The following is a 24911-nucleotide window of genomic DNA, read 5'->3' as shown; positions in this document are numbered from 1 at the left end:
TCATGCGGATTCAGAGGCCCACGGACATGTTCGACCGCACGTGGGAGTGGGCACAGCTGACCAGATTCGTCTCCGACGACGAGCCCGGAGCGAGCCTCGGTGTCGTCTCGGGCCGGCGGCGCCAGGGCAAGACGTTCCTTCTGGAGGCGATGTGCGAGGCCACGGGCGGCTTCTACTATTCGGCGACGGAGGCCGTGCCGCGGCAGGAGGCGCTCAGGCAACTCGGCGACGCCGTGGGGCGTCATACCGGCGCACCGGGGAGGGTCCACTTCGCTCACTGGGAAGAAGCCCTTGACGCCCTGCTCTCGCTCGGCACCGACCGTCCCGTGCCCGTGGTCATCGACGAGTTCCCCTATCTCGTGCACGGGGCGCCGGAACTGCCATCGTTGATCCAGCGGGCGCTGTCGCCCCGGCGCAGGGAGCGCATCGAGTCCCGGGCGCGGATCCTGCTGTGCGGCTCGTCGATCTCGTTCATGGGCAACCTCCTCATGGGCAGCGCTCCGCTGCGCGGCCGGGCGTCTCTGGAACTGATCGTGCCGACGTTCGACTATCGTGCGGCGCGTGAGTTCTGGGGGCTGGACGACCTGCGGCTCGCGGCGCTCGTCTACCTGATCGTGGGCGGAACACCCGCGTACAAGTCCGAGTTCCTGCGCGGCGCGGCGCCGGCGCGTCTGGAGGACTTCGACGACTGGGTGACGGAGCATGTCCTCAGCCCCGCGAGCCCGCTCTTCAGGGAGGTGAGAGCCCTGCTGGCGGAGGATCCGACGCTCACGAACACCGGTCTCTATCACACGGTGCTCGCCGCGGTCGCCGAAGGAAACTGCACGCGAGGCTCCATCGCGAGCCGGATCGAGCGCAAGGCGACGGACATCTCGCACCATCTGACCGTGTTGGCCGACGCGGGACTGCTGACCGTGGAGCCGGACGCGTTCCGGCAGAACCGCTCGGCCTACCGCATCACCGAGCCGCTGGTCCGCTTCTACCACTCGGTCATGAGACCGGTGTACGCCCAACTCGAGCAGGTGCGTCCGGGCCGGACCGAACGCCTGTGGGAGGCCGCTCAGCCGCGCTTCCGCAGCGCCGTGGCAGGTCCGGTTTTCGAGTACATGTGCCGGACCTGGGCCCACACCATGGCCGCCGACGAGACGCTCGGCGGCATGGCCATGCGGGTGCTGTCGGGCGTCGTCCACGACAGCGCCGCCCGCACGGGCCACGAGGTGGACCTCGTCTCGATGGACGCCGACGGCAACGTCCTGGCCATCGGCGAGGCGAAGTGGGGGGACACGATCGGACTGGCCCACCTCGAACGCATGGAGAAGGTCGCGACGCTCCTGCGCGCCCAGGGCCGGGCTCCGAACGTCATCACCCTCTTCAGCGGCACCGGTTTCATGCCCGCGCTGCGGGAGGCCGCGCGGAAGAGCGGTGGCCGGATCCAGCTCGTGGATCTCGAACGGCTTTACCACGGAGATTGATCCGGCCCGGAATAGTTGAAAACTAAATCGGGTTGTGGGGGGCAGACCCGCTGGAAGGAGCGCGAGATGCCCGCCGTCACCGTAGAGAACCCGTTCACCCTCCCCCGCCTGCCCGAGCCCGTTTCCGGGACGCCAGGGCGCAAGGTGCTGGCCGTCGAGACCGCGCCCAGCGGGTTCGAGGGCGAGGGCTTCCCCGTGCGCCGGGCGCTGGCCGCCATCAAGCCCGAGTACCTGGACCCCTTCGTGATGATGGACCAGATGGGCGAGGTGGACTACGCGGCGGGCGAGCCCAAGGGCACGCCGTGGCACCCGCACCGGGGCTTCGAGACCGTCACCTACATGATCGACGGGGTCATGGACCACCTCGACTCCAACGGCGGCGGTGGGACGATCACCAACGGGGACACCCAGTGGATGACCGCCGGGGCCGGGATCCTGCACAAGGAGGCGCCGCCGGAGTGGCTCGTGCAGCAGGGCGGGCTGTTCCACGGGATCCAGCTCTGGGTGAACCTGCCGGGGTCGAAGAAGATGATCGCCCCGAAATATCAGGACATCGGGGGATCCAGTGTCGTGCTGCTGAGCAGCCATGACGGCGGGGCGCTGGTCCGGCTCATCGCCGGGGACCTGGGCGGGAATGTCGGCCCGGGCAGCACCCAGACGCCGATCACGCTGCTGCACGCCACCGTCTCGCCGGGGGCGCGGCTGGTCATGCCGTGGCGCAAGGACTTCAACGCCCTGGCGTACGCGCTGTCCGGCCGGGGCACCGCGGGCGCCGAGCGGCGGCCGTTCCACGGCGGGCAGCTGGCCGTGTTCGAGGGGTTCGGCAACCGCCCGGGGCTGGCCACCACGGCCGAGACCATCACGATCTCGGCGGCCAAGGAGCCGCTCGAAGTGATCGTCCTGGGCGGCGAGCCCATCGGGGAGCCGGTGGCGCACTACGGGCCGTTCGTCATGAACACCAAGGCCGAGCTGGTGCAGGCGTTCGAGGACTTCAAGGCCGGCCGCCTCGGCACCGTCCCCGCCCACCACGCCTGACCCCGCCCGCGCCCCAGCACCACTCCTCCCCCAGAGGCCCACGCCATCCAGGCGCGGGCCTCTTCCTATTTATGGAAGTAGGTAATAAAGTACAGCTTCATTATGAAGCTGGAACGTGATGACGATGAGCTGATCTACGATGCCGACGTCCGGGCGGCCATGAAGGAGTTCACGGGCGGTGGTGACACGTCGGCGTTCGAGGCGGCGGCCGCCGTGCGCACGGCTTTCCAGGCCGTCGAGCGGATGCGGTCCCACGGCAGCGAGGGGCGGGGCCTCAGCTCCGGTGCGATGGACATCCTGCTGCGGCTGAGCTCGGCCGGGGACGACGGTGCCAGCATCGGCGAGCTGGCCCAGGCGGCGGGCGTGAGCCCCAGGAACGTCACCGGGCTGGTGGACACCCTCGAACGCGACGGGCTGGCGCGCCGGGTCCCCGACCGGAACGACCGGCGCTCGGTGCGGGCCCTGATCACGCCCGAGGGGCGGTCCTGGATCGAGGCGTTCAGGAAGCCGTCGCAGCTCGCGATGGCGGCGATCTTCCGGGGCTTCACGCCAGCCGAGCTGGCGACGTTGCGCCACCTGTGCCTGCGGCTGGCCGCCAATCAGGAACAGCTGGCCGAGCACCTGAAAGGGATGAGCGCCGAATGAGCACCAGAGACGTCGGGTTATCACGACGCCCGGTTCCGGGGGGATGTGGCGGGGGCGGTGGCGCTGGTCGCCGAATCGGGGTTCTCGTTCCGGAGCCCGTTCATCACCTCCGCCGACCCCGCCGGCCACCTGGCGGGGCTGGCCGGACTCCTGCGGGTGGTGACGGAGGTGGAGCTGATCAGCGAGCTGTACGGGAAGTCGGAGGCGACGCTCGTGTACGACGTGCACACGGCGACGCCCGCCGGCGTCCAGCGGACGGCCGAGCACTTCCGGCTCCGCGACGGGAAGATCGCCGCCATCATGCTGATCTTCGACGCGGCCCCGTGGCAGCCGATGGCGTCCGTGATCAGGTGAGCGGGAGGGCGGCGGCGGTCTGGCGCCAGATCCGGCCCTCCTTGAGCACCAGGGTGCCGTACGTGGCGACGCGGTTCCCCCCGACGGTCATCAGGGCGTTGTAGAAGATCACGTCCTCGGTCACCCGGCTGGAGACGATCTCGTCGACCTGGGGCTTCGCGGAGAGATAGGCGGCGAACAGCTCTCCGATCTCAGCGGGGCCCCGGGCGACGCGGTCGAAGCGGACGACCTCGGCCTCCTCGTGATACTGGGCGAGCAGGGCCTCCAGGTCCTGGCCGGCGATGGCGGCGAGCTGGCGGTCGAACACATCCTGGGCGGTCATGCGCCACCTTCTGCGGAGAGCGGACGGGACAGGTCATAGGCCACCTGTGCCGCGGCGACCAGCAGGATGGCGGGCAGCGCCACCACCACCGGCAGCAGCGAGGCGGCCAGCACCAGCGCGGCGGCGGCCAGGCGGATGACACCCGCGCGGCGGCCGCGCGAGCACAGGTGCTGCACTCCGAGCACGGCCAGCGCGAGCGCCGCGGGCACCGCCACCGACCCGCTCGTCCGGGACGGGTGCGCGATCGCGTGCTCGATGCCGATCCCGAACGCCACCAGGCCGAGCGACAGCGGCAGGTGCGAGTAGACCCACACCTGCCCGGCCAGCCGGGTACGCAGCACGACGGACTCGTCGAGGTGGCCGAAATAGAGCCACCAGAAGCCCATCGCGATCGCCACCCCGGCCAGCGCGATGAGCAACGCCCCCGGCGTGACGTCGTGGCCCTTGAGACCGATGACGACGGCGGCGACGACCTCGCCGAGGACGATCACGACGAAGAGCCCGAACCGTTCGGGCAGGTGCTCGGTCTGCGGTGGCAGCTTGCCCTGGTGGCGCCGGGCCAGCAGGGGCGTGGCGAGGTCGATGACAAGGGCGACGGCCCACAGCGCGTACCGCTGGGGCGGCTCCACCGCCAGCGAGGCCAGCCAGATGACCACGGCCACGGCGAACCCGGTGGCGTAGCGGGCGGTCAGCGGCCTGGCCTCGGGCACGTGGCGGCCGGCCCGTACGTAGGCGACGATGAGCAGCACCCGCGCCGCGGCGTAGGAGACGGCGAAGAGCCCGGAGCGCTGCTCGATGTCGCCCACGCTCGCCGCCATGGAGGCGACGGCCAGGATCTGCGGCAGCGCGAGGAGCCGGTGGCTGACGTCGTCGGTGTCGAACCGGTTGGCGTAGAAGACGTATCCCGCCCAGGCCCACCAGACCGGTACGAACAACCCCACGAACGTGAGGATCCCGGCCGTGCCCGCGCCCTCGGCGAGCACGGCGGCCAGCTCGGCGACCGCCACGACGAAGACCAGGTCGTACAGGAGCTCCAGCCAGGTCGCCCGGCGGTGCGCGGCTTCGAACAGCCGTAATCGGGGTGGCTGCCACTGGCGACTCGTCACGAGGCCCCTTCCAGTATGTAATTGTGTAATTATGCCCGCCTTACGCAGGGCTCGCGACACCTATTTCAGGGTGAGGCAGGCGACGCGCTCGCCGGCCGTGCCGACCTCCGGGCCCGAGGTCTTGGTGCCCTGGGAGTGGATCACGAGCGAGCCCGGCAGGCCGGCGCTGCGCAGCCCCCACGGGTTGCGGGCACTCGACCGGCCGGCGCCGTCGCCGTCGGTGGTGAAGTCGAGCCAGACCTCGCTGGTGGCGTCGATCTGGCCGGGGTTGTGCTGGTAGTGGGGCCCCGACTCGTCGGGCTTCTTGCCGCAGGGCTTGGTGTGCAGGTGGGCGCCGTAGTGGTGGTTGGGCGCCATGCCCTCGACGACGAGCGAGGTGCGTGTCTGCCCTCCGGACGACTCGACGGTGACGCTCGCCTGGGAGCCCTGGGGGGCGAGCTTCCGGTCGTAGGCGATGGCCCCGGTGTCGTCGGTGCTGAACTCCCCGGCGGAGTTGAGGTTGACCGTCTCGTCCGGCGACGTCTTGGCGTTCTGGACCGGGACGGGCGGCCCCGCGCAGCCCACCACGACGGGCGCGGTCAGAAGGACGAGCAGGACTGCGGGCACGCGCATGAGACCCCCACGGTTCGAGCCCCTCCGGCATGAGGGCTCCGAGAGGGCACCACTCTAACGAGTGACCGGCCTGTTACGTACGGTTATCACGTCCTAGGCGCCATGTTTCGCCGCGATGTCGTCGATCAGGGCGGCCAGCGTGAAGTCGAGGTCGGTGAGCCCGCCCTGGTCATGGGTGGTGAGGGCCAGGTGGAGCGCGCGCCAGCGGATGTCGATGTCGGGATGGTGGTTGAGCTCCTCCGCCTTGACCGCGATCTCGTCGACGATGCGGATGGCGGTGGGGAAGTCGGGCGCGGTGACCGTGCGCCGGATCTCGTCGCCCTCACGCCGCCACTCGGGCAGGTCGTTGAGCTTGCTCTCGACGTCCATGGGACCCACATTACGCCAGCGCCCCGAGCCGATCTTGGCGGGCATCTTGCCTAGAACGAGGTTCTAGAAGCAGAGTGGGGCACATGATTGTCGAGTATGCGGACCGGGTCTGGCACGGCGAATCGGACGACAGCATCGTGGACGCGGGCATGCAGGGCGAGGGCGTCCTGACGATCGCGGACGGCCTGGGCTGGTGGTCCGGGTTCGGAAATGTCATCACCTTCGAGACCGACGGGGAGCTGGTGCTGTTCGACACCAGCAGTCCCTTCTCGGCGGCCCGGCTGCACGAGGACGTACGCGGCTGGACGCGGGCGCCGCTGACCACCGCCTTCTACTCGCACGGGCACATCGACCACGTGTTCGGGACGGCACCGTTCGAGGAGTCGGGCCCACGGGCCACGATCTACGCCCACAGAGCGGTGGCCGATCGGTTCGAGCGATATCTGCTGACCAACGGCTACAACGCGGTGATCAACCAGCGCCAGTTCCAGGCACCCCAGCTCCGCTGGCCGACCTCCTACCGCCACCCCGACGTCACCTACACCGACACGCTGACCGTGCGGCGCGGCGGGCTCACGTTCGACCTGCTGCACGCCAAGGGCGAGACGGACGACGCGACCATCGGCTACGTCCGCGAGCACGAGCTGCTGCTCCCAGGCGACCTGTTCATCTGGGTCACGCCCAATTGCGGGAACCCGCAGAAGGTGCAGCGCTATCCCCGGGAATGGGTGCACGCGCTGCAGCGGATGGCCGCCATGAACGCCGAGATCATGCTGCCCAGCCATGGCGCTCCCGTCTTCGGCCGCGACCGCATCCGCCAGGCGCTGCTGGAGACGGCCGAATGGCTGGAGTCGCTCGTCACGCAGACGCTCGACCTGCTCAACGCGGGCGCCCGGCTCGACGAGATCGTCCATGCCGTGCGCCCGCCGGCCCACCTCTCCGACCGGCCCTACCTGCGGGCCCGCTACGACGAGCCGGAGTTCGTCGTACGCAACCTGTGGCGGCTCTACGGCGGCTGGTACGACGGCAACCCGGCCAACCTCAAACCCGCCCCCGACGCCGTGCTGGCGAGATCGGTGGCCGAGCTCGCGGGCGGCCCGGCGGCCCTCGCGGACGCCGCGCTCAAGGCCCTTTCCGACGGGGACGAGCGGCTGGCGGGGCACCTCGCGGAGATGGCCGCCCTGGCGGCCCCGGACGACCCGGGCGTGCACCGCGTACGCGCGGCGGTCTTCTCCGCCAGGGCGGCGAACGAGCTCTCCCTCATGGCGAAGGGCGTCTTCACCTGGGCCGCCTCGGAGTCCGAGCGGCGTTCGTGAGGGTCAGTCCTTCCACCAGTCGGGCAGCGGTGGCTGGATCATGGGCAGTGAGTCCTTGGGCACGTCGGCGGGGACGTCGATGGTGAGCGTGACGGCGTCGGACGCGATGCGCTGCACGTGCTCGACGACCCAGTCGTCCTTGACGTGGGCAACGTCTACGTTGTATCCGCTGCCACTGCCGTCCGGGTTGCTCCACATCACCAGGTAATGGATCTTCATCCCGGCCCGCTCCATGGCGGCTCTGACGTCGGCGACCGGCTTGCCGCGGGCCTGGTACCCCTCGATCACCCCGCCGCCCGGGTCGACGTCGACCTGGATCGGCGTGGCGTAGAGCTCCCCTGGCGCGGCGGGCCTGCCGATGCCGAAGACGATCTTCCCGGTGACGCCGACCGGCATGGAGATCTTGCCGCACCAGGCGGAGCCGCAACCCTCCATCCGCGTGCTGATCGTCACACCCGTGCCGGCCGGGAACTTCCCGTCCATGAGCGCGGGGCCGATCAGCTTGCCCACGTCCTGCGGTGCCACGGGGGCCTTCTTCACCTCCGCGTCCAGACCGACCGCGCGGAACGCCTCGGTGAACTTCGCGGCCTCGGCCTCGGGATCGTTGATGGTGACCTCGATGAAGTCGTCGCCGGCCCTGAGAGAGACGGCGGCGTTGGCGTACTGGGTGGCGGGGCCGACGAACGGGGTCCACACGACGAGGGCGGCGGCCAGCCCGGCGGCCACCACGCCGAGCGCAGCCAGGCGCCGCACGGGCAAGCGCCGGCGTACGGGCTCGCGCGCCTCGGCCATGATCGACTCCAGCAGCGCCCGCGCGCCCGCCCCGGATGCCTGCCCCAGGGGTTCCCCGGCCAGGTCCTCGTCGCGCACGCGTGCGAGATCGGCGATGTTCACAGGTTGCTCCCTTCGACGGCGACGGCGCGCGAGTGCTCGATCCCGGCCTCGGCCAGGCCCCGGGCGAAGCGCCTGCGGGCGCGGTAGAGCCTGACCCGCACGGTGTTGGCGGAGACGCCGAGGACCTTGGCGATCTGGCGCGGGTCCAGTTGCTCCCATGCGACCAGCGCGAGCAGCTCCCTGTCACTCTCGGGCAGGGCGCGGAACACCCGCCCCATCTGGGAGAGGTCCTCACCGGGCGGCCGGGCGACGAGCGGCGCGGCGGCGAGCTGCGCGCGCAGGGCGGCGGTGCGCCGCTCGTGCCGCCGCTCGCCGCGCCGCTGGTTGGCCAGCACCTTCCTGGCCACGCCGAAGAGCCACAGCCTGGCCTCGTCCCCCTCGGGGATCTCCTCGACCCGGCGCCAGGCGATCATGAAGGTCTCGGCCACCACGTCGGCCGCGTCGTCCGGATCGGGACAGCGGCGCAACGCGTACCCGAGCAGCGGCCGGTACGAGGATCCGTAGATCTCCTCGAACCGGCTTTCGGGATCGAGTCCCACGTGGGCTCCTCACTTGAGTGCGTCAACACTCAAGCGCATGTCCGGAATGTCGGCAGCATTACCGGGGTCAGCCGAAGTGGGCGCGAGTCTCCGCGAACGCCTGGTCCGTGCCCTCCAGGGCGGCCGCCACGTCGGCCTCCGTGTGCGCGGCCGACATGAACCAGTTGTGCCACGGGTGCAGGTAGACCCCGTGCCGCAGGCAGGCGTCGCTCCAGTGCATCGCCACGGACAGGTCGGCGTCCCCGTCGAAGCTGAGCCACGGGATCGTCACCGGCCCCGTCTGGTTGACCACGAAACCGTGCGACTTGGCCTGCGCGTACAGTCCCTCCCTGAGCTGCGTCCCCGCGCGTTCCATGACCGCGATGCCGTCGGTGTCGCGCAGCGTCTCGATGGTGGCCTTGGCCGCCGCCATCGCCACCGCCGAGAACCAGAACGACCCCGTCGAGTACAGCGTCTGCGCGGGCCCGCGCAGCGCGTCGGTGCCGGTCACGGCGGCGATCGGGTAGCCGTTGGCCATCGCCTTCGACCAGGCGGTCAGGTCGGGGCGCACCCCGTACGGCTCCCACGACCCCCGCAGGTCGATGCGGAACCCGGCGCGCACGTCGTCGATCACCAGGGCGGCGCCGAGCCGGTCGGCCAGCGCCCGGGCGCCCCGCGCGAAGGCGGGCTCCACCAGCTCCTGGTCCTCGAACGAGTCGTGCCTGAAGGGCGTGACGATGATCGCCGCCACGTCACCCTCCACGGTCGCCGCCGCGGCCTCCAGGGACTCCAGGGAGTTGTAGGTGAACTCCACCAGGTCGGCCCGCTCGTTCGGCGTCGTCCCCGACAGGGACGGCGTGCACCAGGGGTCGGCCCCGTGATAGGCCCCGTGGGCCATCAGCACCTTCGTCCGCCCCGTCGCGGCCCTGGCGACCATGAGCGCCTGCGTGGTGGCGTCGGTGCCGTTCTTGGAGAACATCGCCCAGTCCGCGCTCGGCACGGTGTCCACCAGCAGCTCCGCCAGCTCCACCATGATCGGCCCCGGGCCGTTGAGGCAGTCGCCGAGCGCGGCCTGGCGGGCGGCGGCCTCCTCCACGTGCGGGTGCCGGTGCCCGAGCACCACGGGGCCCCAGCTGCACATGAAGTCGATGTACGCGCGGCCGTTCACGTCCCACTGGCGGCAGCCCTCGCCGCGCTCGAAGAACTGGGGGAAGCCGGGGGCGAAGAGGGCGGCGTTGAGGTGGCCGTACATGCCGCCGGGGACGACCTTGGCGGCCCGCTGACGGAGTTCTGCGTCGGTGGTCATGGAGGGCAGTCCTAGTGGGAGAGGAGGCTGAGGGTGGAGTCGAGGTCGGTCAGCCCGGCGTCGGAGCCGAGGCCGGTGGCGACGCGGGCGGCGGCGGCCGTGCCCCAGCGGGCGGCGGTCAGGACGTCCCGGTCGTGGAGCAGGCCGGTGAGGAAGCCGGCGCAGTAGGCGTCGCCGCAGCCCGTGGTGTCGGAGACCTCCGTCTTCAGCGCCGGTACGTGCTCGGACACGTGATCCGGGCCGTCTGCGGTCACGACCAGGCTGCCGGCCGCGCCCAGGGTGACCAGCACGCCGCGCGGCCCGTCGGCGAGCAGCGCCCGCGCGGCGGCCTCGACGTCCTGGGCGCCGGTCATGAGCAGCGCCTGGGACTCGTTCGGCAGCACGTAGTCCACGTGCGGCAGGAACGCGCGGGCCATGCCCAGCAGGTCGGGCATCTCCGACAGCAGGTCCATCGTGACAATGGTGCCGGCGGACCGGACGGCGTCGAGGAGGGCGAAGAAGGCCGGGTCGCCGAGGCCGAACGTGACGTCCATGCCGCCCAGGTGGATCGCGCGGGCCGAGTGCAGCACGTCCGCGTCCAGGTCGGGGTAGGCGACGGTCAGGTTCGCGCCGGGCACGTGGAAGCTGGGGCGCCCGCCGTCCGGCCTGATGGGCAGGATCGAGGCCGCCGTCTGCTCCCCCGCCCTGCGGACGAGCCGCGAGGCGTCCACGCCGCGCTTGGCCAGCACCATGAGCAGGAAGTCGCCGAGCTCGTCGTCTCCGACGGCGCCCATGGTGACCACGTCGTTGCCCAGCTTGACCAGGTCCACCGCCGTGCCCGCGGCGGCGCCCGCGGCGGTGAGGCGGATCTGGTCGACCAGCACGGTGTCCTGGCCCTCGGGGATGTGCTCGACGGGCCTGGTGAGGATGTCGACGATGTGGACGCCGACGGTGACGACGGTCATAGTCTAAATAGACAGACGTCCGAATAAAAAGTCAACGGAGGATTCGATGCCGAAGATCGTCGATCACGACGAGCGCAGGCGCGAGGTCCTGTCAGCGGCGCGCCGGGTGATCGTCAGGGACGGCATCGACGCCGCCACCACCCGCGCCATCGCCAAGGAGGCGGGCTACTCCAACGGGGTGCTCGCCCACTACTTCGCCGACAAGGACGAGATCCTGCTGTCCGCGCTGCGCCAGTCCCACCAGCGCATCCGCACCCGGCTGACCCGCAAGGTGGACGGCGTCAGCGGCCTGGCGGCGCTGCGCGAGGTGCTGCTGGACAACCTGCCGCTGGACGGCGAGCGCAGCCAGGAGACCCGGCTGGAGGTCAGCTTCTGGAGCCGCAGCCTGGCCTCGGAGCGGCTGGCCGAGGTGCAGCGGGCGGAGGCGGGCGAACTGCGCGCCGCCGTACGCGACCTGCTCGGCCGGGCCCGCGCGGCCGGCGAGCTGCGGACGGACGACGACCTCGACGACGTCACCGAGCACCTGCTCGCCCTCGTCGACGGCCTCAGCCTGCACCTGATGCTCTACCCCGGCCGCCTGACCCGCGCGGACGTCGAGCGGATCATGCTGCGCGCCGTTGATCGCCTGTGATGGACTACATTCCACACCTATGAGCCCCCGTGAGCAGTTGTGCGAGTACGGCCGCCGCGCCGTCGACCTCGGCCTGGTGATCGGCACCTCGGGCAATCTCAGCGTGCGCGAGGGTGACCTGGTCGCCGTGACGCCGTCGGGGGTGGCGCTCGACCGGCTGACGCCCGAGATGTGCCCGGTCGTGGACGTGGCGGGCCACCTCGTGGAGGGCGATCTTCAGCCGTCCAGCGAGACGCCCATGCACCTGGCCGTCTACGGCACCACGGACGCGCGGGCCATCGTGCACACGCACTCGGTGTTCGGGACGGTGGTGGCCACGACGATGACCGAGCTGCCGCCCGTGCACTACAACGCGCTGATGCTGGGCGGGGTGGTCAAGGTCGCCGAGTACGCCACGTACGGCACGCCCGAGCTGGCCGCGAACGTGCGTGCCGCCCTGGAAGGCAAGCGCGCCGCCCTGATGGCCAACCACGGCGGGGTGACCATCGGGGGGACGCTGGAGGAGGCGTTCGAGCTCACCCGGCTGCTGGAGTGGCTCTGCGAGGTGTACGTCCGGGGGCTCGGCGTCGGCAAGCCGACCGTCCTGACGGACGAGCAGCTCGCCGCCGTGGTGGAGCGGGCGCTGAACCCCCCGGAGTTCCCCAGTCGATGAACCCGTCGATGAACCCGTCGATGAACCCGTCGATGAGCCCGGCTATGCGAGCGCGGTCTGCTCGGCCAGCCCGAGGGGCAGCCCGCCCGACCCCGCGATCCGGTCGTGGAACTCCTTCAGCGGGCCCTGGAACGACTCCCGGATGCGGTCGATCTCGATGGCGCCGGTGAGGTAGGACGGGGCCTGGGTGGGCCAGGCGCAGTAGCGGTTGACCTCGCCCTGGGCGGTGCCCGGCGACAGCGACGCCTTGGTGGCCATGAACGTCTCGGCCTCTTCGATGGACATGTCCTCGCAGTGCAGGGCCGTGTCGACGACGATCCTGGCGGCGCGGAAGATCCGGCAGTCCAGGTGGGCCAGCTCGGTGGCGGGGGTGTCGAAGTAGCCCTGCTCGTGCAGGAGCTTCTCGACGTACAGGGCCCAGCCCTCGGTGAAGTACGGGGTCCGGAAGACCTTCCGCACCGTACGGGGATTGCCCGCCATGTACGACAGGTGCCAGTGATGCCCGGGGTAGGCCTCGTGGACGGCGATCGACGGCATCTGGGCCCGCGAGTTGGTGCGCAGGCGCTGGCGTACCTGCTCGGGGGTGAAGTCGTCGGGCGTGTACGGGACGAAGAAGATTCCGGTCCGCGAGGTGCTGAGGGGCGGCGGGGACAGGTAGTGGGCCACCGACAGGACGGGCCGGGTGTACTCGGCCGACGGCAGCACGTGGCACTCCTCGCCGTCGGCGAACGTGACGAGGTCCCGCTCGCGTACGAACTCGCGGGCCCGCAGGGTCTCCGCCTCGTACTCGGCCCGCATGTCGGCGAGGGTCGGCGGGTGGTCGTCCATGAGGAACTCCATGGCCGCCCGCCAGTCCTGGGTGCCGTTGACCTGGAGCGCGACCTCGCGCATGCGCGCGTCCAGCTCCGCCCAGGCGGCCTTGCCCTTCTCGTGCAGCTCGGCGGCGCCGTACCCGAGCAGCTCGCGCTCGCGCAGCAGCGTGGAGTAGAGCCGCTCCCCCATGCGCCAGGTGCCTCCGCACTCGAAGCCCTCCAGGAAGGCGACGAGGTCGTCGAACGCCCGCGCGGCCGGCTCGGCCGCCGCGGCCAGCCGGGCGCGCAGCTCGGCGTCCTCGACCATGGACGGGATCGTGCGGGTCAGGAAGTTGCGGCCGGTGCGCGCCTGGCCCAGCCCCCGGGTGACCAGCAGCGGGGCGGCCAGGTCCGGGTCCAGGTTCGCCTGGCAGGCCGCCAGCACGCCGGGCACCTCGGCCAGGCGGGACAGGGCGGAGGAGACCAGCTCGGGCTCGGGCTTGAGCCGGCGCTGGAAGGGCGTGTACAGCGAGGCGAAGACGGCCCCGAGGTAGACGCTGGGGTCGCGCCGCCACTCGGGCCAGGACGCGAGCACGATCGAGCCCTTGAGCTGCGACAGGACGAGGTCTCTGTCGATCGCGTCGTCCGGCGACGGGGCCTCGGTGGCCGAGAGGCGGTCGTACCAGAGGGCCTGCTCGCGCTCGCGGGCCTCCCAGCCGGAGGCGGTGAAATCGCCGAGGGTGTGATCGTAACCGTCGGCCCCCAGGGAGGCGGCGACGACGGGACGGTCGGAAAAGTACCACTTGAGAAACTCGTCCACCGATGCACCATATCCTGAGCAAATGCCCCTGCAGATCACTGGCGCGCTAGGCGACCCTGACCTGATCCGCCTCCCCTGGGAGGTCCCCCTTCAAGACTGGCCCCAGCACCATCTGGTGGACCTGCCGCGGGGCATCTCGCGGCACGTCGTGCGCTTCGCCCGGCTGTCCGGGAAGGTGTACGCGATCAAGGAGATCAGCGAGCGCTACGCCAAGCGGGAGTATCAGCTCCTGTGGGACCTGGCCAGGCTGGACGCGCCAGCCGTGGAGCCGGTCGCGTACGTCACCGGCCGCGAGGACGGGCTCGACGCGGCGCTGATCACCCGGCACCTGCAGTTCTCGCTCCCCTACCGCGCGGTCATGTCGGGCACCCTGCGCCCCGACACGCTCACCCGGCTGCTGGACGCGCTGGCCGTGCTGCTGGTGCGGCTGCACCTGAACGGCTTCTACTGGGGTGACTGCTCGCTGTCCAACACGTTGTTCCGCCGCGATGCGGGGGCGTTCGCGGCGTACCTGGTGGACGCCGAGACCGGTGAGATGCACCCGATGATCAGCGAGGGGCAGCGACTGGGCGACATCGACACCGCGCACACGAACATCTTCGGCGAGATGCTCGACCTGGAGGCCGGAGGGCTGCTGCACCCGTCGATCGACCCCATGGAGACCGCCGAGGACGTCGTGGCCCGCTACCACCGCCTGTGGAACGAGATCAACGAGAGCGAGGTCATCGAGGAGGTCGACTGGCACCGCGTGGAGCAGCGCATCAGGCGGCTGAACCTGCTGGGCTTCGACGTGGCGGAGATGATGGTGCGGCGCAAGGTCGGCACCGGGCGGCTCATCGTACGGCCCAAGGTCGTGGACTCCGGGCACCACCAGCGGCGCCTGCTCCGGCTGACCGGTCTCGACGTGGAGGAGAACCAGGCACGGCGGCTGCTCAACGACCTCGACGGGTTCCGGGTGGCCAAGGGGCTGCGGCACGAGGACGAGGCCATAGTGGCGCACCGGTGGCTGGCGGAGGTGTTCCAGCCGACGGTCGAGGCCATCCCCGCGGACCTGCGCGGGAAGCTGGAGCCCGCGCAGCTCTTCCACGAGATACTCGACCACCGCTGGTACCTGTCGGAGCAGGAGGGCGCCGACGTCGGGCTGGCCACGGCGGTGAAGTCGTACGTGAGCAACGTGCTGGTGCACAAGCCGGACGAGCGGGCGCTCCTGCCCGACGAGCCCGTTCAGTAAGCCACGGAGATGCGCCGGCGCGGATGGGCGTTGCGCTCCACCTCGTCCGCGATCGCGACCGCGTAGTCCTCGGCGGTGATGAAACTGCGCCCCTCGGGGTCGCTCATCAGCGTGTCGCCGCCGAGCCGGTAGCTGCCCGTCCGCTCCCCCGGCGCGATCTCCGCCGCCGGCGAGACGAACGTCCAGTCGAGGTCCTCGACCTCCTGGTAAAGCCGCAGCGCCGCCCGCCCGGCGAGGGACTCCTTCTTGTAGATCTCCGGGAAGCCGGGCGTGTCGACCAGGTCCTGGCCGGGGGCCACCTGCAGGCTGCCGGCCCCGCCCACGACGATCAGCCTGCGCACGCCGGAGGCACGCACGCCGTCGATGAGCGCGCGGTTGGCGGCGAGGAAGGGGGCCTCCGGCTCGGTGCCGTCGCGCGGCGGGGCGATGGCGGAGATGACGGCGTCATGGCCCTCGGCGAGCGTGGCGGCGTCACCGACGTCGCCCTTGACGGGACCCCTGCGGCTGACGCCGGTCACCTCGTGGCCGCGGGAGGCGAGTTCCGCGGCGATGCGCTGCCCGATCATGCCGGTCGCGCCAAAGAGAAGGATCTTCATGTCGCCAAGAGTATCCATCAGATACTGGTTACTTCATCGTGCTATAAGTACCTAATGGATACCGGCGATGTCTTCGACCCGAACTGTCCGACCAGGGTGGTTCTCGATCGGATCGGCGACAAATGGTCGGTCCTGGTGCTGCTCTGCCTCATCGGCGGGCCGATGCGCTTCACCCAGCTGAGGGCACGGATCGGCGGGGTCACGCCCAAGGTGCTGACCCAGACGCTGCGCGCCATGGAGCAGGACGGGCTCCTGACGCGGGAGGTGTTCGCCGAGGTGCCGCCGCGGGTGGAGTACACGCTGACGGACCTGGGCCGGTCGCTGCACGACCCGATCTCCGTGGTGGCCACGTGGGCGGAGCAGAACGTGAACGAGATTCTTCGTTGCCGCGAAAAGTATTCATAAAACGTACAGTTATCCGCAACGGAGTTGTTTTTCTACTTCGTGGCCGTATAAAAGCTCAACACCCGCGTTCGGCGGCCTCTCCGGTGTGATCCCACCCCCCTACGCTGTCCCCGTCCCAAGACGGCGAGGGAGGTCACGTGCTCGGAATCGACACCTGCCTGGCGGAGGTCATGTCCATACCGGGGGCGCTGGACGCCATGCTGGTGGACCACACGACCGGCATGGCGGTGGCCTTCAGCAGCGCGTCAGGTGTGGACGCCGACCGGTCGGCCGCCGCGCTGACCGAGGCCCTGCGCGCCACCAGCGACGGCCTGGCCCGCTCGTGCCCGGGCGAGGTCGTACGCATCGACGACATGCTCGTCACCACGGACAAGGGCCACCACCTGCTCCGGATGATGGAGACGGTGTTCGAGGGCCCTCTCGTCCTGTACGTCCGCCTTGACCTGGAGCGATCCAACCTGGCCCTGGCCAGGCACCGCCTGCAGACCATCTCCAGCCGCCTGACGACGTGACCCATGACGCGGGTCGACACACTCCTGGCCGGGCTCGCCCGCGAGCGCTCCACGGGCGCGCTCCGGGTCGGCCGGAACGGCACGATCTTCCTCGCGGACGGGCGCGTGACGTACATGGAGTGCGCCCAGGCCCCCAGCGTCGAGCGGCTGCTCGCCGCCAGGGGGCTGACGACGGAGGCGGCGCTGCGCGGGCTGCAGGCCGACGGCGGCTGCGAGCGGCTGCTCGCCGAGGGGCCGGTCACCGCGGGCGAGCTGCAGTACGCGGTGCTCGGCGGGGTCCTCGACGCGGCCTTCTTCCTGCTGCCGATCAGCGGGTCGCGGCCCAAGTTCCGCCCCGGGGAGCGGCACTGGCTGGGCGGGCAGTGGTTCTTCGACGTGCCGGGGCTGGTGCGGGAGTGCGCGCGCCGGCGGGCGCAGCTCGCCCAGGCCTGGCCGTCCGCCGACGTGGACAGCCTCCCGGTGCGGCCGCTGGGCCGGCTGCCGGGGCACGCGGTGACGCTGAGCCGGGTCCAGTGGGAGGTCCTCGTCCGGGCCGACCACAAGGCGACGCCCCTGGAGCTGGCCAAGCAGATCGGGCGGCCGGCGTACCCGGTGCTGCTGGCCGTCCGGCGGCTGGCGGCCTCGGGCCTGCTCGCCGCGCCGGACCCGGCCCCCGCTCACGGACTGCCCAAGCGCGGGCGGCAACCGGCCGCGGAGCGCCCGCCGCACGACCCCACGGCCGCGACCCTGCCGCTGGGACCGCCCGTGACCGGGAACCCGACCGACCTGGCACTGCTGATGCGGCTGAAGAAGGCGCTGGAGGAACTGTCGTGAGGTTCCCCTCACTCAGGAGGAGGCCACCGGTGGAGCTACGACAAGAGGTTCTGGAGGAGATGGCGCTCCTGCGTGAGCGCACCCCGGACGTGAACGGGAGCGTCGCCTGCACGGTGGACGGCCTGCCGATCGCCTGCGACCTCGAAGGAAAGACCGGCGAGCAGGCGGCGGCGCTGTCGGCGGCGCTGGTCGCGATGAGCAGGCGGATGCTGAGCATGACCGGCCAGGGGGCGTTCGAGGAGACGCTCGTCTCCGGCTCGGCCGGATTCGTGGCCTTCTACGCCGCCGGCCCCGCCATCGTCCTCACGGTCCTGGCCGGACCCGGCGCGAACGTCGGGCTGCTGCGGCTGGAGGGCAGGAAGACGGCCGCCGGAGTGGCCGCCGTCGCAGCACGGAAACACTGATCCAGCCCCGCTGAGAAGGAGGAGGAAGCATGGCCGGCATGGACGTCTCTCTCAAGGAGATGATGCAGATCGACGGCTCGATCGGAGCCGCGATCGTCGATCACGGCAGCGGCATGGCGCTGGGCACGCTCGGCGGCTCCAAGGACCTGGACCTGCAGGTCGCCGCGGCGGGCAACACGGAGGTGGTCAAGGCCAAACTCCGCACGATGGACTCGCTGGGCCTCAAGGACGCCATCGAGGACATCCTGATCACGCTGAGCGGGCAGTACCACATCATCCGCCCGATCACCGGGCGCGGCGGCAAGGGGTTGTTCCTCTACCTGGCGCTCGACCGCGGGCGCGCCAACCTGGCGCTGGCCCGGCACCAGCTCAAGGGCATCGAGGGGAAGCTGGAGATCTGACCGCCCTCATGGTGGCCCGCTCCCCGGCGGGGGGCGGGCCACCGGCGAGCGTCAGGCGGAGGTCAGCTTGGTGATCTCGGTGACGAAGTCGGGCCAGAGCGCGCGCGGCAGGTCGTGCCCCATCCCCGGGTACGTCACCAGCCGCGCCCCCGGGATGGCCGCCGCCGTCGCGCGGCCGCCGGCCACCGGGACCAGCGGGTCGGCCTCCCCGTGCAGCACCAGCGCGGGCACCGCCACCGAGGCCAGCAGCTCCGTACGGTCCCCCGACCCCATGATGGCGGCCAGTTGCCGGGCCGTGCCGGCCGGGTCGAAGCAGCGGTCATAGGCCAGCCCGGCCATCGCGGCGATCCGCTCCCGGTCCAGCTCGTAGCCGGGCGAGCCGATGACGGACCAGGTCTGCACGGCCTGCGCCAGCACCGCCTCGCGGTCGGCGGCCGGCCGGCCCATCAGGACCGCGGACGCGGCCTCCGTGGGCGGGGCGACGGAGGGACCGGGCGTGGACATGATCGAGGTCAGGGTCAGCACCCGCGCCGGATGCCGGATGGCCAGCGTCTGGGCGATCATCCCGCCCATCGAGGCTCCCACCACGTGGGCGGCCGGCCAGCCGAGGGCGTCCATGAGGCCCGCGGTGTCGTCGGCCAGGTCGTCCAGCAGGTACGGCGAGGGCGTGCCCATCGCGGGCACCCCCAGGTCGTGGAAGTGCGTCGACAGGCCGACGTCGCGGTTGTCGAACCGTACGACGTGATGTCCCTGCTCCGCGAGCAGCTCGCAGAGCCCTTCGTCCCATTGGATGAGCTGGGCGCCGAGCCCCATGATGAGGAGCAGGGGACGTCCCGACGGTGAGCCGAAGCTCTCGTAGGCGATTTCGATGCCGTTTGCGGCTACGCGCGTGGTCACGACGACCAGAATGACATTCTGGTACGCCCGCGTAAAGTCAGTGCTCGGCGGGAACGGGGCCCGAGAGGAGCACGCCGCCCTGCGACGAGGACTCCTCCGCCTGCGGCGGGGTGGCCGGGTTACGGTCACGCTCGGCCCAGGCGCCGGTCGAGAACGCGACCGGGTAGTTCTTCTTGCCCACGCCGTCGCCCCACTTGGTGATGACGTAGTCGACCTCGATGTGGCCCTGGCCGCCGACGCCGTCCACTCCCAGGGTGTCGGAGTTGAACTCGCCGCCGGTCAGCTCGGCGAACGTCTTGGCGTCGAGGTCGAGCATGATGCCGCGGTTGGAGGGAGCGCCGGGGCCGCGGTCACCCACGAAGAAGGGCATCTTCTTGCCCTTGTAGACCACGTAACCCTCGGTCAGCAGCGGCCAGCTCGGGCTGGCGGCCAGCCCCTTCTGCATGGGCTTGCCGCTGGCGGGCAGGCCGGTGTCGCCGGCGCGGCCGGAGGAGTCGTCCCAGAAGTACGACGCCGTGGTGGAGCCCTTGAGCAGGACCTTCTCGTCTGTGTCGGTGTCGGCGTGGGCGGGAGTGCCGACGATGGTCAGCGCTGCGATGGCGGAGGTGGTGAGGAGGGTGAGGGAACGCAGGCCAAATCGAGCAGACATGAAAAAGTGAAACCCTTCGCGAGGGGACAGGGAGTTGCGCTCACAGGGGGAGCACGCGCAGCGGAGCTAGAGCACCTGACGTTGCTGCGCGGAGCGCAAAATACGAGCCTTGAGGAAGGGGACCGCTCAGTGGGCGGTCGGCACGGCGCTGTCTGGGGGTACGACGCGGTGGTGCATGGGGTAATGTTTCCTCTCCATCACGCCTACCGGGTTAGCTGACGGGTTCGGGCGTGGAGATGCCCTACCGGCACGCGGCCGGATTCACCCCAGTGAGGTGGTTCCCCGGTTCCCGATGGTTCGGGATTCGGCGCCAACCGGTGGTCCATCTTGGGTAAGGACTAGGTCACCGGCTGGTAATGGCGATTACTCTAACTACCGATTCGGACAAACGCAAACGAATCGTATGAAAGAGTCGAAGATCTACCTACGAAGGTAAAGAGAAAGGGGGCACGGCATGCCGTACCCCCTGAGAAATCCAGCCTCAGCCGCCGCTCTTGCGCCTGAACGATCTCTTACTCGTAGCCGGACCGTGCGCCCCGTGGATCTTCGATGGGTCGACGCCCCTGCCACCGGCGCCTGAGCCCGCGGCCTGGTCGCGCTTGCGCTCCAGCGCCTCGCGGAACTTGCGCTTCATCTCGTCCTCGGGAGTTTCGCTGACTTCCGGCTCCGGTGTATCCGCCATGAGGACCTCCATGGTGTTGGGGACAATCACAGCTTCGCATGGAGCCGCTTATGACGCGAAACCGGCCTCAACCTTGTGTTGCGGCACGGACGGCGTCTCCAGCCGCTTGTTCGGCATGGCCACCAGCGCCACCAGGGCGATCACCGCCCCCACCACCCCCAGCGACGGGATGACCACGGCCGCCGCGGAGGCGTGCGCGGCGGCCATCCCGTGCGCGGGCGCGCTCGCGGCGACCTCCGCGGTGTAGAGGGTGCCGCCGACGGCCAGCGCCACCGAGCCGCCGATCTGCCGGAAGAAGGTCAGGTTGGCCGAGGCCACGCCGAGGTGCCGCGGCTCGACCGACTGCTGCGCCGCCACCGTCAGCCCGGACAGCATCGGGCCCATCCCCAGCCCCAGCGGCAACATCCACAGTGCCAGCGCCAGGCCGCCGGTGGCCGGCGTCAGGCCGAGGCACAGCACCGCGCCCGTGACCAGCAGGAACGGCGAGGCGACCAGCCACGGCTTGTACACCCTGGTCCTGGACATCAGCGCGCCCATCAGCACGCTGCCCGCCACCATGGCCAGCATCATCGGGTAGATCCGCAGCCCCGACTCGGTGGCGCTGACACCCAGCGCCTCCTGGAAGTAGCGCGGCAGGAAGACGACCCCGGCGTACATGGAGAACGCCGTGCAGAACGAGGTCAGGTTCACCAGCGTGTACGTGCGGTTGCCGAACAGGCCCATGGGCATGATCGGGCTCGCCGCCCGCCGCTCGACGGCCACGAACGCCGCCAGCAGCACCAGCGCGAGCAGGATCGGCCCGACCACGGCGGCGTCCGTCCACGTGTGGCCGTCCAGGCCCTTCTCGGTCAGCCCCAGCAGCAGCGTGCTGATGGCCACGGTGAAGACGGCGATGCCCGCGTAGTCGGGGCGCCCGCCGCCCGTTCCGGGCCGCCTCGGCAGGCGCAGCGCGACGATGGCGATCAGCACGGCCCCGAGGGGCACGTTCACGTAGAAGGACCAGCGCCAGCTCGCGTGGTCGGTGAACAACCCGCCCAGGAACGGCCCCGCCAGGTACGTCAGCCCCATCACCCCGCCGATCGCACCCTGCGCCCGGGCGCCGTTCGACCCCGGAGGGAACATCTCCATCATCAACGCGATCGACAGCGGCAGCAGCGCGCCCGCGCCGAGCCCCTGCACCGCGCGGAACACGATGAGCTGCACCATGTCCTGGGCCACCCCGCACAGCGCCGAGCCCAGCACGAACACCACCATGCCGATGAGCAGCAGCGGCTTCCTGCCGTGCTGGTCGGACAGCCTGCCGTAGAGCGGCACGGTCACCGTGGAGGTCAGCAGATAGGCGGTCACCACCCAGGTGTAGAGGCCGCTGCCGCCCAGCTCCGCCGTGATGCGGGGCAGCGCCGTGCCCACGATCGTCTGGTCCAGCATCGCCAGGAACATCCCGCCGAGCACGGCGAGGAGCACGAGCCCATTGCCCTGCGCCTTAGTGTCAGTTTTCACATGTGAGAACTTACATGTAACTTCTGACATGTCAAGCCTTCGATATGCTGGCCCTCATGTCCCTACGGATCGCGCTGCTCGGGTTGCTCTCTGCCGTCGGCCCCGCCAGCGGCTACGACCTGGCCAAGAAGTTCGAGCACTCGCTCAACCACGTCTGGCAGGCCGGGCACACGCAGATCTACCCGGAGCTGGTGAAGATGGCGGCCGACGGGCTCGTGCAGGTCGAGTCGGAGGGCGCGCGGGGGCGCAAGATCTACGCGATCACCCCGGAGGGGGCGCGGGAGCTGGACGGGTGGATGGGCGGGCACACGCCGTCGGTGACACCCCGCAGCGAGGTCGCGCTCATGGCGTTCCTGCTGCCGCTGATGGAGCGGGATCAGGCGGTCGAGGTGATCGAGCGGATCAAGGCCCGCTACCAGGAGCGGCTGGCGGTGCTCGACTGCAAGCCGGCGGGCGACTTCGGCCGATACGCGCTCAACCTGGGCCTGGCCCAGGCCAGGACCGTCATCCAGTGGGCCGACGAGACCCTGGCCGACCTCAGGCGGCGCTGACCGGCCCAACGGTAAAGGGGACTGGCTCTGTTCCTGGTGTTGTGTTGGAGCGACCCAGGAAATAGATCCCGCGATGAGTCTCCTCGGTCGTGACCTGGCGATAGATCTGGGGGCCGCGAGCACGCGCATCTACGCCAAGCGCAAGGGCATCGTGCTCGACGAGCCCTCCGCCGTCATGTGCGACGGCCGCACCGGCAAGGTCATCGGATACGGCGCGGAAGCCGCCGCCCTGGGCGCCGGCGGCCGGACGTGCTGGCCGGTCAGCGGCGGGCTCCCGGCCGACGCCGAGCTCGCCCGGCGCATGATCCGGCATTTCCTGCGCAAGGTGCACTGGCACCCGTACGCCCGGCCGCGCCTGGTTCTGGCGCTGCCCGGTGACTCCACCCCGATCGACCGGGCGGCGCTGCGCGACGTGGCGTACGAGGCCGACGCCAGGACCGTGCGGCTGATCCCGCACGCGCTGGCGGCGGCGCTCGGCGCGGGCCTGTCGCTCACGGACTGCACCGGCCACATGGTGATCGACATCGGGCGGGACTCCGCCCGGATCGCGGTGCTGTCCGGCGAGTCCGTGGTGGCGGCCGGCTCCGTCCCGTACGGGGGGCGGGCCGTGAGCAGGGCCATCGCCCGCTACGTCGAACGCGAGCACGGGCTGCAGCTCGACGACGCCGAGGCCGAGTCGGCCAAGCGGCGCGCGGGCGACGGGGAGGCGGAGGTCGTGGTGCGGGCCCGCGACCCGGACACCGGCCGGGAGCGCGACCTGGCGCTGCCCGTACAGCAGATCTTCGAGGTCACCGCGCAGCCGGTCGAGTCCATCGCGCGGGCGGCGGAGGAGACCGTCGAGCGGTGCCCGGCCGAGCTGGCCGCCGACCTCGGGGCTCGCGGCGCGGTGCTGGTCGGCGGCGGGGCGCTGCTGCGCGGGCTGGGCCGGCGGCTGCGCGAGGCGCTGTGCATGCCGGTGCACCGGGCGGAGCGCCCGCTGGAGTGCGTGGCGCTCGGGCTGGGCAGGTGCGTGGACGAGCTGGGACTGATCGGGAGGCTCCGGGGCGGCCGTACATGACGGACGACCTCTTCCACACCGGGGTCTCACTCGCCGACAAGGCCATCAGGACCGTCGCCGTCTACCTGACCGTGGCGGCGCTGCTGCGGATCGGCGGCAAGCGCGGCATCGCGCAGCTCAACAACTTCGACTTCGTCGTCATGCTGCTGATGAGCAACGTCGTGCAGAACGCGATCATCGGACCCGACAACTCCCTGGCCGGCGGCCTGGCCGGGGTGGTGATCCTGATGGCGGTCAACGCGGTGGTGGTGCGGTTCGCCGCGGCGGTGCCCATGGTCGGCAGGCTCGTCGAGGGCAGCCCGGTCGTGCTGGCCCGCGACGGGCACTACCTGACCTCGGCGCTGCGGCGGCTCGGCGTGCGGCAGGCCGACCTGGACGTGACGATCCAGCTCAGAGGCGGTACGACCGTGGCCGACACGAGCCTGGTACGGCTGGAGCCGGGCGGCGCCGTCCTCGTCCGGCTGCGCCCCGAGGAGGAGACCGCCGAGCGCGGCGACGTCCAGGAGCTGCACACCCGGCTCGACCGCATCGAACGCAAGCTCGACGCGCTGTCCAGAACAGGAGGCAGTCCATGACCGTCCGCGGCATCGACCACGTCGGGGTGACCGTGCCCGACCTCGACGCGGCGACGAAGTTCTTCGCCCGCGCCTTCGGGGCCGAGGTGCTCTACGACACCCTTCCCCGGGAGCAGGGACCCAAGGGTGGATGGGCGACCGAGCGGCGGCTCGGCGTGCCCCAGGGAACCGTCGAGGTCGCGGTGCGCATGTTGCGCCTGCCGAACGGGCCCGGGATCGAGCTGTTCGAGTTCAGCGGGCCGCGGCAGGCCGACGCGGTGGTGCCGTGCGACCTGGGCTGGCAGCACGTCGCCCTGTACGTGGACGACCTGGAGGCCGCGCTGCGGCTGGTCACCGAGGCGGGCGGGACGGAGCTGTCGGAGCCGGTGCCGCTGCCGGGGCCGGAGGCGGGCGAGCGCAACCGGTTCGCCTACTGCCGGACACCCTGGGGCGGGACGGTGGAGCTGCTGACCTATCCGGACGCGCAGCCGTACGAGAAGGACACGGACCTGCGCCGATGGCGGCCCTAGGAGGGCGTGCTCCCAGGGCCGCCCCGGCTCATCGCTCGTCGACGATCTCGCCCTCCTGGCTGGTGATGTCCTTGACCAGCGCGAACGCCGGCTCGGTCTCCGGCATGGAGTGCGCGGCCGCGACAGCGGCCTCCAAGGTGGCCTTCGACTCCCAGCGCCAGGAGTCGGTCCACGTGCGGTCGTCGACCCTGACCATCCTGGTCTCGACGAGACCGGGCAGCTTGGCGCGGACCGCGGCGATGAGCGCGGCACGCCTGGCGAGGAGCAGCTCGGCGTCGGAGGGGTCGGCGGTGTAGCTCATGATGCGGAGGTAGGCCATGACTGGACTCCATCTCTAGAGTT

At 70.8% G+C, this 24911-nt stretch carries 32 protein-coding genes and 1 riboswitch; of the genes, 17 read left to right on the top strand and 15 right to left on the bottom strand.

Translation table 11 applies throughout. The features are described 5' to 3' along the window. The first annotated feature begins 2 nt into the window (after positions 1–2). From AB0J69_RS11405 to AB0J69_RS11390, 4 genes are all read left to right on the top strand, one after another. The gene (locus tag AB0J69_RS11405) at positions 3–1472 is read left to right on the top strand and encodes an ATP-binding protein (RefSeq protein ID WP_364115467.1); all 1470 of its coding nucleotides are present in this window, start codon (positions 3–5) and stop codon (positions 1470–1472) included. Between the two features lie 66 nt (positions 1473–1538). Continuing rightward, complete coding sequence (locus AB0J69_RS11400; protein ID WP_364115464.1) at positions 1539–2507, top strand: pirin family protein; 969 nt, start codon at positions 1539–1541, stop codon at positions 2505–2507. Between the two features lie 102 nt (positions 2508–2609). After that, complete coding sequence (locus AB0J69_RS11395) at positions 2610–3152, top strand: MarR family transcriptional regulator (RefSeq protein ID WP_364115461.1); 543 nt, start codon at positions 2610–2612, stop codon at positions 3150–3152. A 45-nt stretch (positions 3153–3197) separates the two neighbouring features. After that, positions 3198–3506: a hypothetical protein gene (locus AB0J69_RS11390; protein WP_364115458.1), complete on the top strand. Its 309-nt coding sequence runs from the start codon at positions 3198–3200 to the stop codon at positions 3504–3506. Here AB0J69_RS11390 and AB0J69_RS11385 read toward each other — a convergent pair. The 4 genes from AB0J69_RS11385 to AB0J69_RS11370 form a co-directional block, all read right to left on the bottom strand. Then, positions 3499–3828, bottom strand: a complete 330-nt coding sequence (locus AB0J69_RS11385; RefSeq protein ID WP_364115455.1) for a nuclear transport factor 2 family protein — start codon at positions 3826–3828, stop codon at positions 3499–3501. The genes AB0J69_RS11390 and AB0J69_RS11385 overlap by 8 nt on opposite strands. Continuing rightward, the gene (locus tag AB0J69_RS11380) at positions 3825–4934 is read right to left on the bottom strand and encodes a low temperature requirement protein A (RefSeq protein WP_364115453.1); all 1110 of its coding nucleotides are present in this window, start codon (positions 4932–4934) and stop codon (positions 3825–3827) included. The genes AB0J69_RS11385 and AB0J69_RS11380 overlap by 4 nt, the downstream gene beginning before the upstream one ends. Before the next feature lie 60 nt (positions 4935–4994). After that, on the bottom strand, positions 4995–5546 hold the full coding sequence (locus tag AB0J69_RS11375) for a hypothetical protein (protein ID WP_364115451.1): 552 nt from the start codon (positions 5544–5546) through the stop codon (positions 4995–4997). A 93-nt stretch (positions 5547–5639) separates the two neighbouring features. Next, on the bottom strand, positions 5640–5915 hold the full coding sequence (locus tag AB0J69_RS11370; protein WP_364115448.1) for a 4a-hydroxytetrahydrobiopterin dehydratase: 276 nt from the start codon (positions 5913–5915) through the stop codon (positions 5640–5642). A gap of 83 nt (positions 5916–5998) precedes the next feature. Between AB0J69_RS11370 and AB0J69_RS11365 the strand changes: the two genes are divergently transcribed. Continuing rightward, positions 5999–7231, top strand: coding sequence for an alkyl sulfatase dimerization domain-containing protein (locus AB0J69_RS11365; protein WP_364115445.1), 1233 nt, complete (start codon positions 5999–6001; stop codon positions 7229–7231). 3 nt (positions 7232–7234) lie between these two features. Here the strand turns inward: AB0J69_RS11365 and AB0J69_RS11360 are convergent, their stop codons facing one another. The 4 genes from AB0J69_RS11360 to AB0J69_RS11345 all read right to left on the bottom strand — a co-directional run bounded on the left by AB0J69_RS11360 (position 7235) and on the right by AB0J69_RS11345 (position 10893). Beyond that, positions 7235–8125: a hypothetical protein gene (locus tag AB0J69_RS11360; RefSeq protein ID WP_364115442.1), complete on the bottom strand. Its 891-nt coding sequence runs from the start codon at positions 8123–8125 to the stop codon at positions 7235–7237. Next, a complete protein-coding gene (locus AB0J69_RS11355; RefSeq protein WP_364115439.1) occupies positions 8122–8664 on the bottom strand; it encodes a sigma-70 family RNA polymerase sigma factor in 543 nt (180 codons plus the stop codon). The genes AB0J69_RS11360 and AB0J69_RS11355 overlap by 4 nt, the downstream gene beginning before the upstream one ends. 67 nt (positions 8665–8731) lie before the next feature. Then, positions 8732–9949 carry an aminotransferase class III-fold pyridoxal phosphate-dependent enzyme gene (locus AB0J69_RS11350; protein WP_364115436.1) on the bottom strand — a complete coding sequence of 406 codons (1218 nt, stop codon included), beginning with the start codon at positions 9947–9949 and terminating at the stop codon, positions 8732–8734. A gap of 11 nt (positions 9950–9960) precedes the next feature. Further along, complete coding sequence (locus AB0J69_RS11345; RefSeq protein WP_364115433.1) at positions 9961–10893, bottom strand: carbohydrate kinase family protein; 933 nt, start codon at positions 10891–10893, stop codon at positions 9961–9963. Positions 10894–10939: 46 nt separating this feature from the next. Between AB0J69_RS11345 and AB0J69_RS11340 the strand changes: the two genes are divergently transcribed. After that, on the top strand, positions 10940–11524 hold the full coding sequence (locus tag AB0J69_RS11340; RefSeq protein ID WP_364115430.1) for a TetR/AcrR family transcriptional regulator: 585 nt from the start codon (positions 10940–10942) through the stop codon (positions 11522–11524). A 19-nt stretch (positions 11525–11543) separates the two neighbouring features. Next, complete coding sequence (locus tag AB0J69_RS11335; RefSeq protein WP_364115428.1) at positions 11544–12176, top strand: class II aldolase/adducin family protein; 633 nt, start codon at positions 11544–11546, stop codon at positions 12174–12176. 42 nt (positions 12177–12218) lie between these two features. Here the strand turns inward: AB0J69_RS11335 and AB0J69_RS11330 are convergent, their stop codons facing one another. Beyond that, positions 12219–13787 (bottom strand): DUF885 domain-containing protein, encoded by a 1569-nt coding sequence (locus AB0J69_RS11330; protein WP_364115425.1) that lies wholly within the window; start codon positions 13785–13787, stop codon positions 12219–12221. A 22-nt stretch (positions 13788–13809) separates the two neighbouring features. Here AB0J69_RS11330 and AB0J69_RS11325 point away from each other — a divergent pair, with 22 nt between their 5' ends. Then, a complete protein-coding gene (locus AB0J69_RS11325) occupies positions 13810–15018 on the top strand; it encodes a DUF4032 domain-containing protein (protein ID WP_364115422.1) in 1209 nt (402 codons plus the stop codon). Here AB0J69_RS11325 and AB0J69_RS11320 read toward each other — a convergent pair. Continuing rightward, positions 15012–15614, bottom strand: a complete 603-nt coding sequence (locus AB0J69_RS11320; protein WP_364115420.1) for an NAD(P)H-binding protein — start codon at positions 15612–15614, stop codon at positions 15012–15014. The genes AB0J69_RS11325 and AB0J69_RS11320 overlap by 7 nt on opposite strands. Before the next feature lie 54 nt (positions 15615–15668). Between AB0J69_RS11320 and AB0J69_RS11315 the strand changes: the two genes are divergently transcribed. From AB0J69_RS11315 to AB0J69_RS11295, 5 genes are all read left to right on the top strand, one after another. Beyond that, positions 15669–16019: a helix-turn-helix domain-containing protein gene (locus AB0J69_RS11315; protein WP_364115417.1), complete on the top strand. Its 351-nt coding sequence runs from the start codon at positions 15669–15671 to the stop codon at positions 16017–16019. Between the two features lie 137 nt (positions 16020–16156). Continuing rightward, entirely contained in the window at positions 16157–16531 is a 375-nt protein-coding gene (locus AB0J69_RS11310; RefSeq protein WP_364115414.1) for a roadblock/LC7 domain-containing protein, read from the top strand. A gap of 3 nt (positions 16532–16534) precedes the next feature. After that, positions 16535–17344: a hypothetical protein gene (locus AB0J69_RS11305; protein ID WP_364115411.1), complete on the top strand. Its 810-nt coding sequence runs from the start codon at positions 16535–16537 to the stop codon at positions 17342–17344. Between the two features lie 29 nt (positions 17345–17373). Next, a complete protein-coding gene (locus AB0J69_RS11300) occupies positions 17374–17748 on the top strand; it encodes a roadblock/LC7 domain-containing protein (protein WP_364115408.1) in 375 nt (124 codons plus the stop codon). A 29-nt stretch (positions 17749–17777) separates the two neighbouring features. Continuing rightward, complete coding sequence (locus AB0J69_RS11295; RefSeq protein ID WP_364115405.1) at positions 17778–18149, top strand: hypothetical protein; 372 nt, start codon at positions 17778–17780, stop codon at positions 18147–18149. Positions 18150–18200: 51 nt separating this feature from the next. Here AB0J69_RS11295 and AB0J69_RS11290 read toward each other — a convergent pair whose 3' ends face one another. From AB0J69_RS11290 to AB0J69_RS11275, 4 genes are all read right to left on the bottom strand, one after another. After that, the gene (locus AB0J69_RS11290) at positions 18201–19046 is read right to left on the bottom strand and encodes an alpha/beta hydrolase (protein WP_364115403.1); all 846 of its coding nucleotides are present in this window, start codon (positions 19044–19046) and stop codon (positions 18201–18203) included. A 37-nt stretch (positions 19047–19083) separates the two neighbouring features. Continuing rightward, entirely contained in the window at positions 19084–19695 is a 612-nt protein-coding gene (locus AB0J69_RS11285) for a hypothetical protein (protein ID WP_364115401.1), read from the bottom strand. Positions 19696–19880: 185 nt separating this feature from the next. After that, positions 19881–20015: riboswitch (cyclic di-AMP (ydaO/yuaA leader) on the bottom strand. A gap of 161 nt (positions 20016–20176) precedes the next feature. Next, positions 20177–20377 (bottom strand): DUF5302 domain-containing protein, encoded by a 201-nt coding sequence (locus AB0J69_RS11280; protein ID WP_364115399.1) that lies wholly within the window; start codon positions 20375–20377, stop codon positions 20177–20179. Positions 20378–20425: 48 nt separating this feature from the next. Further along, a complete protein-coding gene (locus AB0J69_RS11275; RefSeq protein WP_364115397.1) occupies positions 20426–21877 on the bottom strand; it encodes an MDR family MFS transporter in 1452 nt (483 codons plus the stop codon). 56 nt (positions 21878–21933) lie between these two features. Here AB0J69_RS11275 and AB0J69_RS11270 point away from each other — a divergent pair, with 56 nt between their 5' ends. The 4 genes from AB0J69_RS11270 to AB0J69_RS11255 all read left to right on the top strand — a co-directional run bounded on the left by AB0J69_RS11270 (position 21934) and on the right by AB0J69_RS11255 (position 24569). Beyond that, entirely contained in the window at positions 21934–22428 is a 495-nt protein-coding gene (locus tag AB0J69_RS11270; RefSeq protein ID WP_364115395.1) for a PadR family transcriptional regulator, read from the top strand. Between the two features lie 73 nt (positions 22429–22501). Then, positions 22502–23485 (top strand): rod shape-determining protein, encoded by a 984-nt coding sequence (locus AB0J69_RS11265; protein WP_364115393.1) that lies wholly within the window; start codon positions 22502–22504, stop codon positions 23483–23485. After that, positions 23482–24060 (top strand): YetF domain-containing protein, encoded by a 579-nt coding sequence (locus AB0J69_RS11260; protein ID WP_364115391.1) that lies wholly within the window; start codon positions 23482–23484, stop codon positions 24058–24060. The genes AB0J69_RS11265 and AB0J69_RS11260 overlap by 4 nt, the downstream gene beginning before the upstream one ends. After that, positions 24057–24569, top strand: coding sequence for a VOC family protein (locus AB0J69_RS11255; RefSeq protein WP_364115389.1), 513 nt, complete (start codon positions 24057–24059; stop codon positions 24567–24569). The genes AB0J69_RS11260 and AB0J69_RS11255 overlap by 4 nt, the downstream gene beginning before the upstream one ends. 28 nt (positions 24570–24597) lie before the next feature. Here AB0J69_RS11255 and AB0J69_RS11250 read toward each other — a convergent pair whose 3' ends face one another. Continuing rightward, complete coding sequence (locus AB0J69_RS11250) at positions 24598–24888, bottom strand: hypothetical protein (RefSeq protein ID WP_364115387.1); 291 nt, start codon at positions 24886–24888, stop codon at positions 24598–24600. Positions 24889–24911: the final 23 nt, after the last annotated feature.

Source organism: Nonomuraea sp. NPDC049709, assembly GCF_040674815.1.
Lineage (GTDB): Bacteria > Actinomycetota > Actinomycetes > Streptosporangiales > Streptosporangiaceae > Nonomuraea.
This window is presented reverse-complemented; position numbering and strand designations above follow the sequence as displayed.

What these genes read in the sequence shown, in the direction of transcription:
- AB0J69_RS11405 (WP_364115467.1), top strand. Translation starts at nt 3, where the DNA reads ATGCGGATTCAGAGGCCCACGGACATGTTCGACCGCACGTGGGAGTGG.
- AB0J69_RS11400 (WP_364115464.1), top strand. Translation starts at nt 1,539, where the DNA reads ATGCCCGCCGTCACCGTAGAGAACCCGTTCACCCTCCCCCGCCTGCCC.
- AB0J69_RS11395 (WP_364115461.1), top strand. Translation starts at nt 2,610, where the DNA reads ATGAAGCTGGAACGTGATGACGATGAGCTGATCTACGATGCCGACGTC.
- AB0J69_RS11385 (WP_364115455.1), bottom strand. Translation starts at nt 3,828, where the DNA reads ATGACCGCCCAGGATGTGTTCGACCGCCAGCTCGCCGCCATCGCCGGC.
- AB0J69_RS11375 (WP_364115451.1), bottom strand. Translation starts at nt 5,546, where the DNA reads ATGCGCGTGCCCGCAGTCCTGCTCGTCCTTCTGACCGCGCCCGTCGTG.
- AB0J69_RS11370 (WP_364115448.1), bottom strand. Translation starts at nt 5,915, where the DNA reads ATGGACGTCGAGAGCAAGCTCAACGACCTGCCCGAGTGGCGGCGTGAG.
- AB0J69_RS11365 (WP_364115445.1), top strand. Translation starts at nt 5,999, where the DNA reads ATGATTGTCGAGTATGCGGACCGGGTCTGGCACGGCGAATCGGACGAC.
- AB0J69_RS11350 (WP_364115436.1), bottom strand. Translation starts at nt 9,949, where the DNA reads ATGACCACCGACGCAGAACTCCGTCAGCGGGCCGCCAAGGTCGTCCCC.
- AB0J69_RS11345 (WP_364115433.1), bottom strand. Translation starts at nt 10,893, where the DNA reads ATGACCGTCGTCACCGTCGGCGTCCACATCGTCGACATCCTCACCAGG.
- AB0J69_RS11340 (WP_364115430.1), top strand. Translation starts at nt 10,940, where the DNA reads ATGCCGAAGATCGTCGATCACGACGAGCGCAGGCGCGAGGTCCTGTCA.
- AB0J69_RS11335 (WP_364115428.1), top strand. Translation starts at nt 11,544, where the DNA reads ATGAGCCCCCGTGAGCAGTTGTGCGAGTACGGCCGCCGCGCCGTCGAC.
- AB0J69_RS11325 (WP_364115422.1), top strand. Translation starts at nt 13,810, where the DNA reads ATGCCCCTGCAGATCACTGGCGCGCTAGGCGACCCTGACCTGATCCGC.
- AB0J69_RS11320 (WP_364115420.1), bottom strand. Translation starts at nt 15,614, where the DNA reads ATGAAGATCCTTCTCTTTGGCGCGACCGGCATGATCGGGCAGCGCATC.
- AB0J69_RS11315 (WP_364115417.1), top strand. Translation starts at nt 15,669, where the DNA reads ATGGATACCGGCGATGTCTTCGACCCGAACTGTCCGACCAGGGTGGTT.
- AB0J69_RS11305 (WP_364115411.1), top strand. Translation starts at nt 16,535, where the DNA reads ATGACGCGGGTCGACACACTCCTGGCCGGGCTCGCCCGCGAGCGCTCC.
- AB0J69_RS11295 (WP_364115405.1), top strand. Translation starts at nt 17,778, where the DNA reads ATGGCCGGCATGGACGTCTCTCTCAAGGAGATGATGCAGATCGACGGC.
- AB0J69_RS11285 (WP_364115401.1), bottom strand. Translation starts at nt 19,695, where the DNA reads ATGTCTGCTCGATTTGGCCTGCGTTCCCTCACCCTCCTCACCACCTCC.
- AB0J69_RS11280 (WP_364115399.1), bottom strand. Translation starts at nt 20,377, where the DNA reads ATGGCGGATACACCGGAGCCGGAAGTCAGCGAAACTCCCGAGGACGAG.
- AB0J69_RS11270 (WP_364115395.1), top strand. Translation starts at nt 21,934, where the DNA reads ATGTCCCTACGGATCGCGCTGCTCGGGTTGCTCTCTGCCGTCGGCCCC.
- AB0J69_RS11265 (WP_364115393.1), top strand. Translation starts at nt 22,502, where the DNA reads ATGAGTCTCCTCGGTCGTGACCTGGCGATAGATCTGGGGGCCGCGAGC.
- AB0J69_RS11260 (WP_364115391.1), top strand. Translation starts at nt 23,482, where the DNA reads ATGACGGACGACCTCTTCCACACCGGGGTCTCACTCGCCGACAAGGCC.
- AB0J69_RS11255 (WP_364115389.1), top strand. Translation starts at nt 24,057, where the DNA reads ATGACCGTCCGCGGCATCGACCACGTCGGGGTGACCGTGCCCGACCTC.
- AB0J69_RS11250 (WP_364115387.1), bottom strand. Translation starts at nt 24,888, where the DNA reads ATGGCCTACCTCCGCATCATGAGCTACACCGCCGACCCCTCCGACGCC.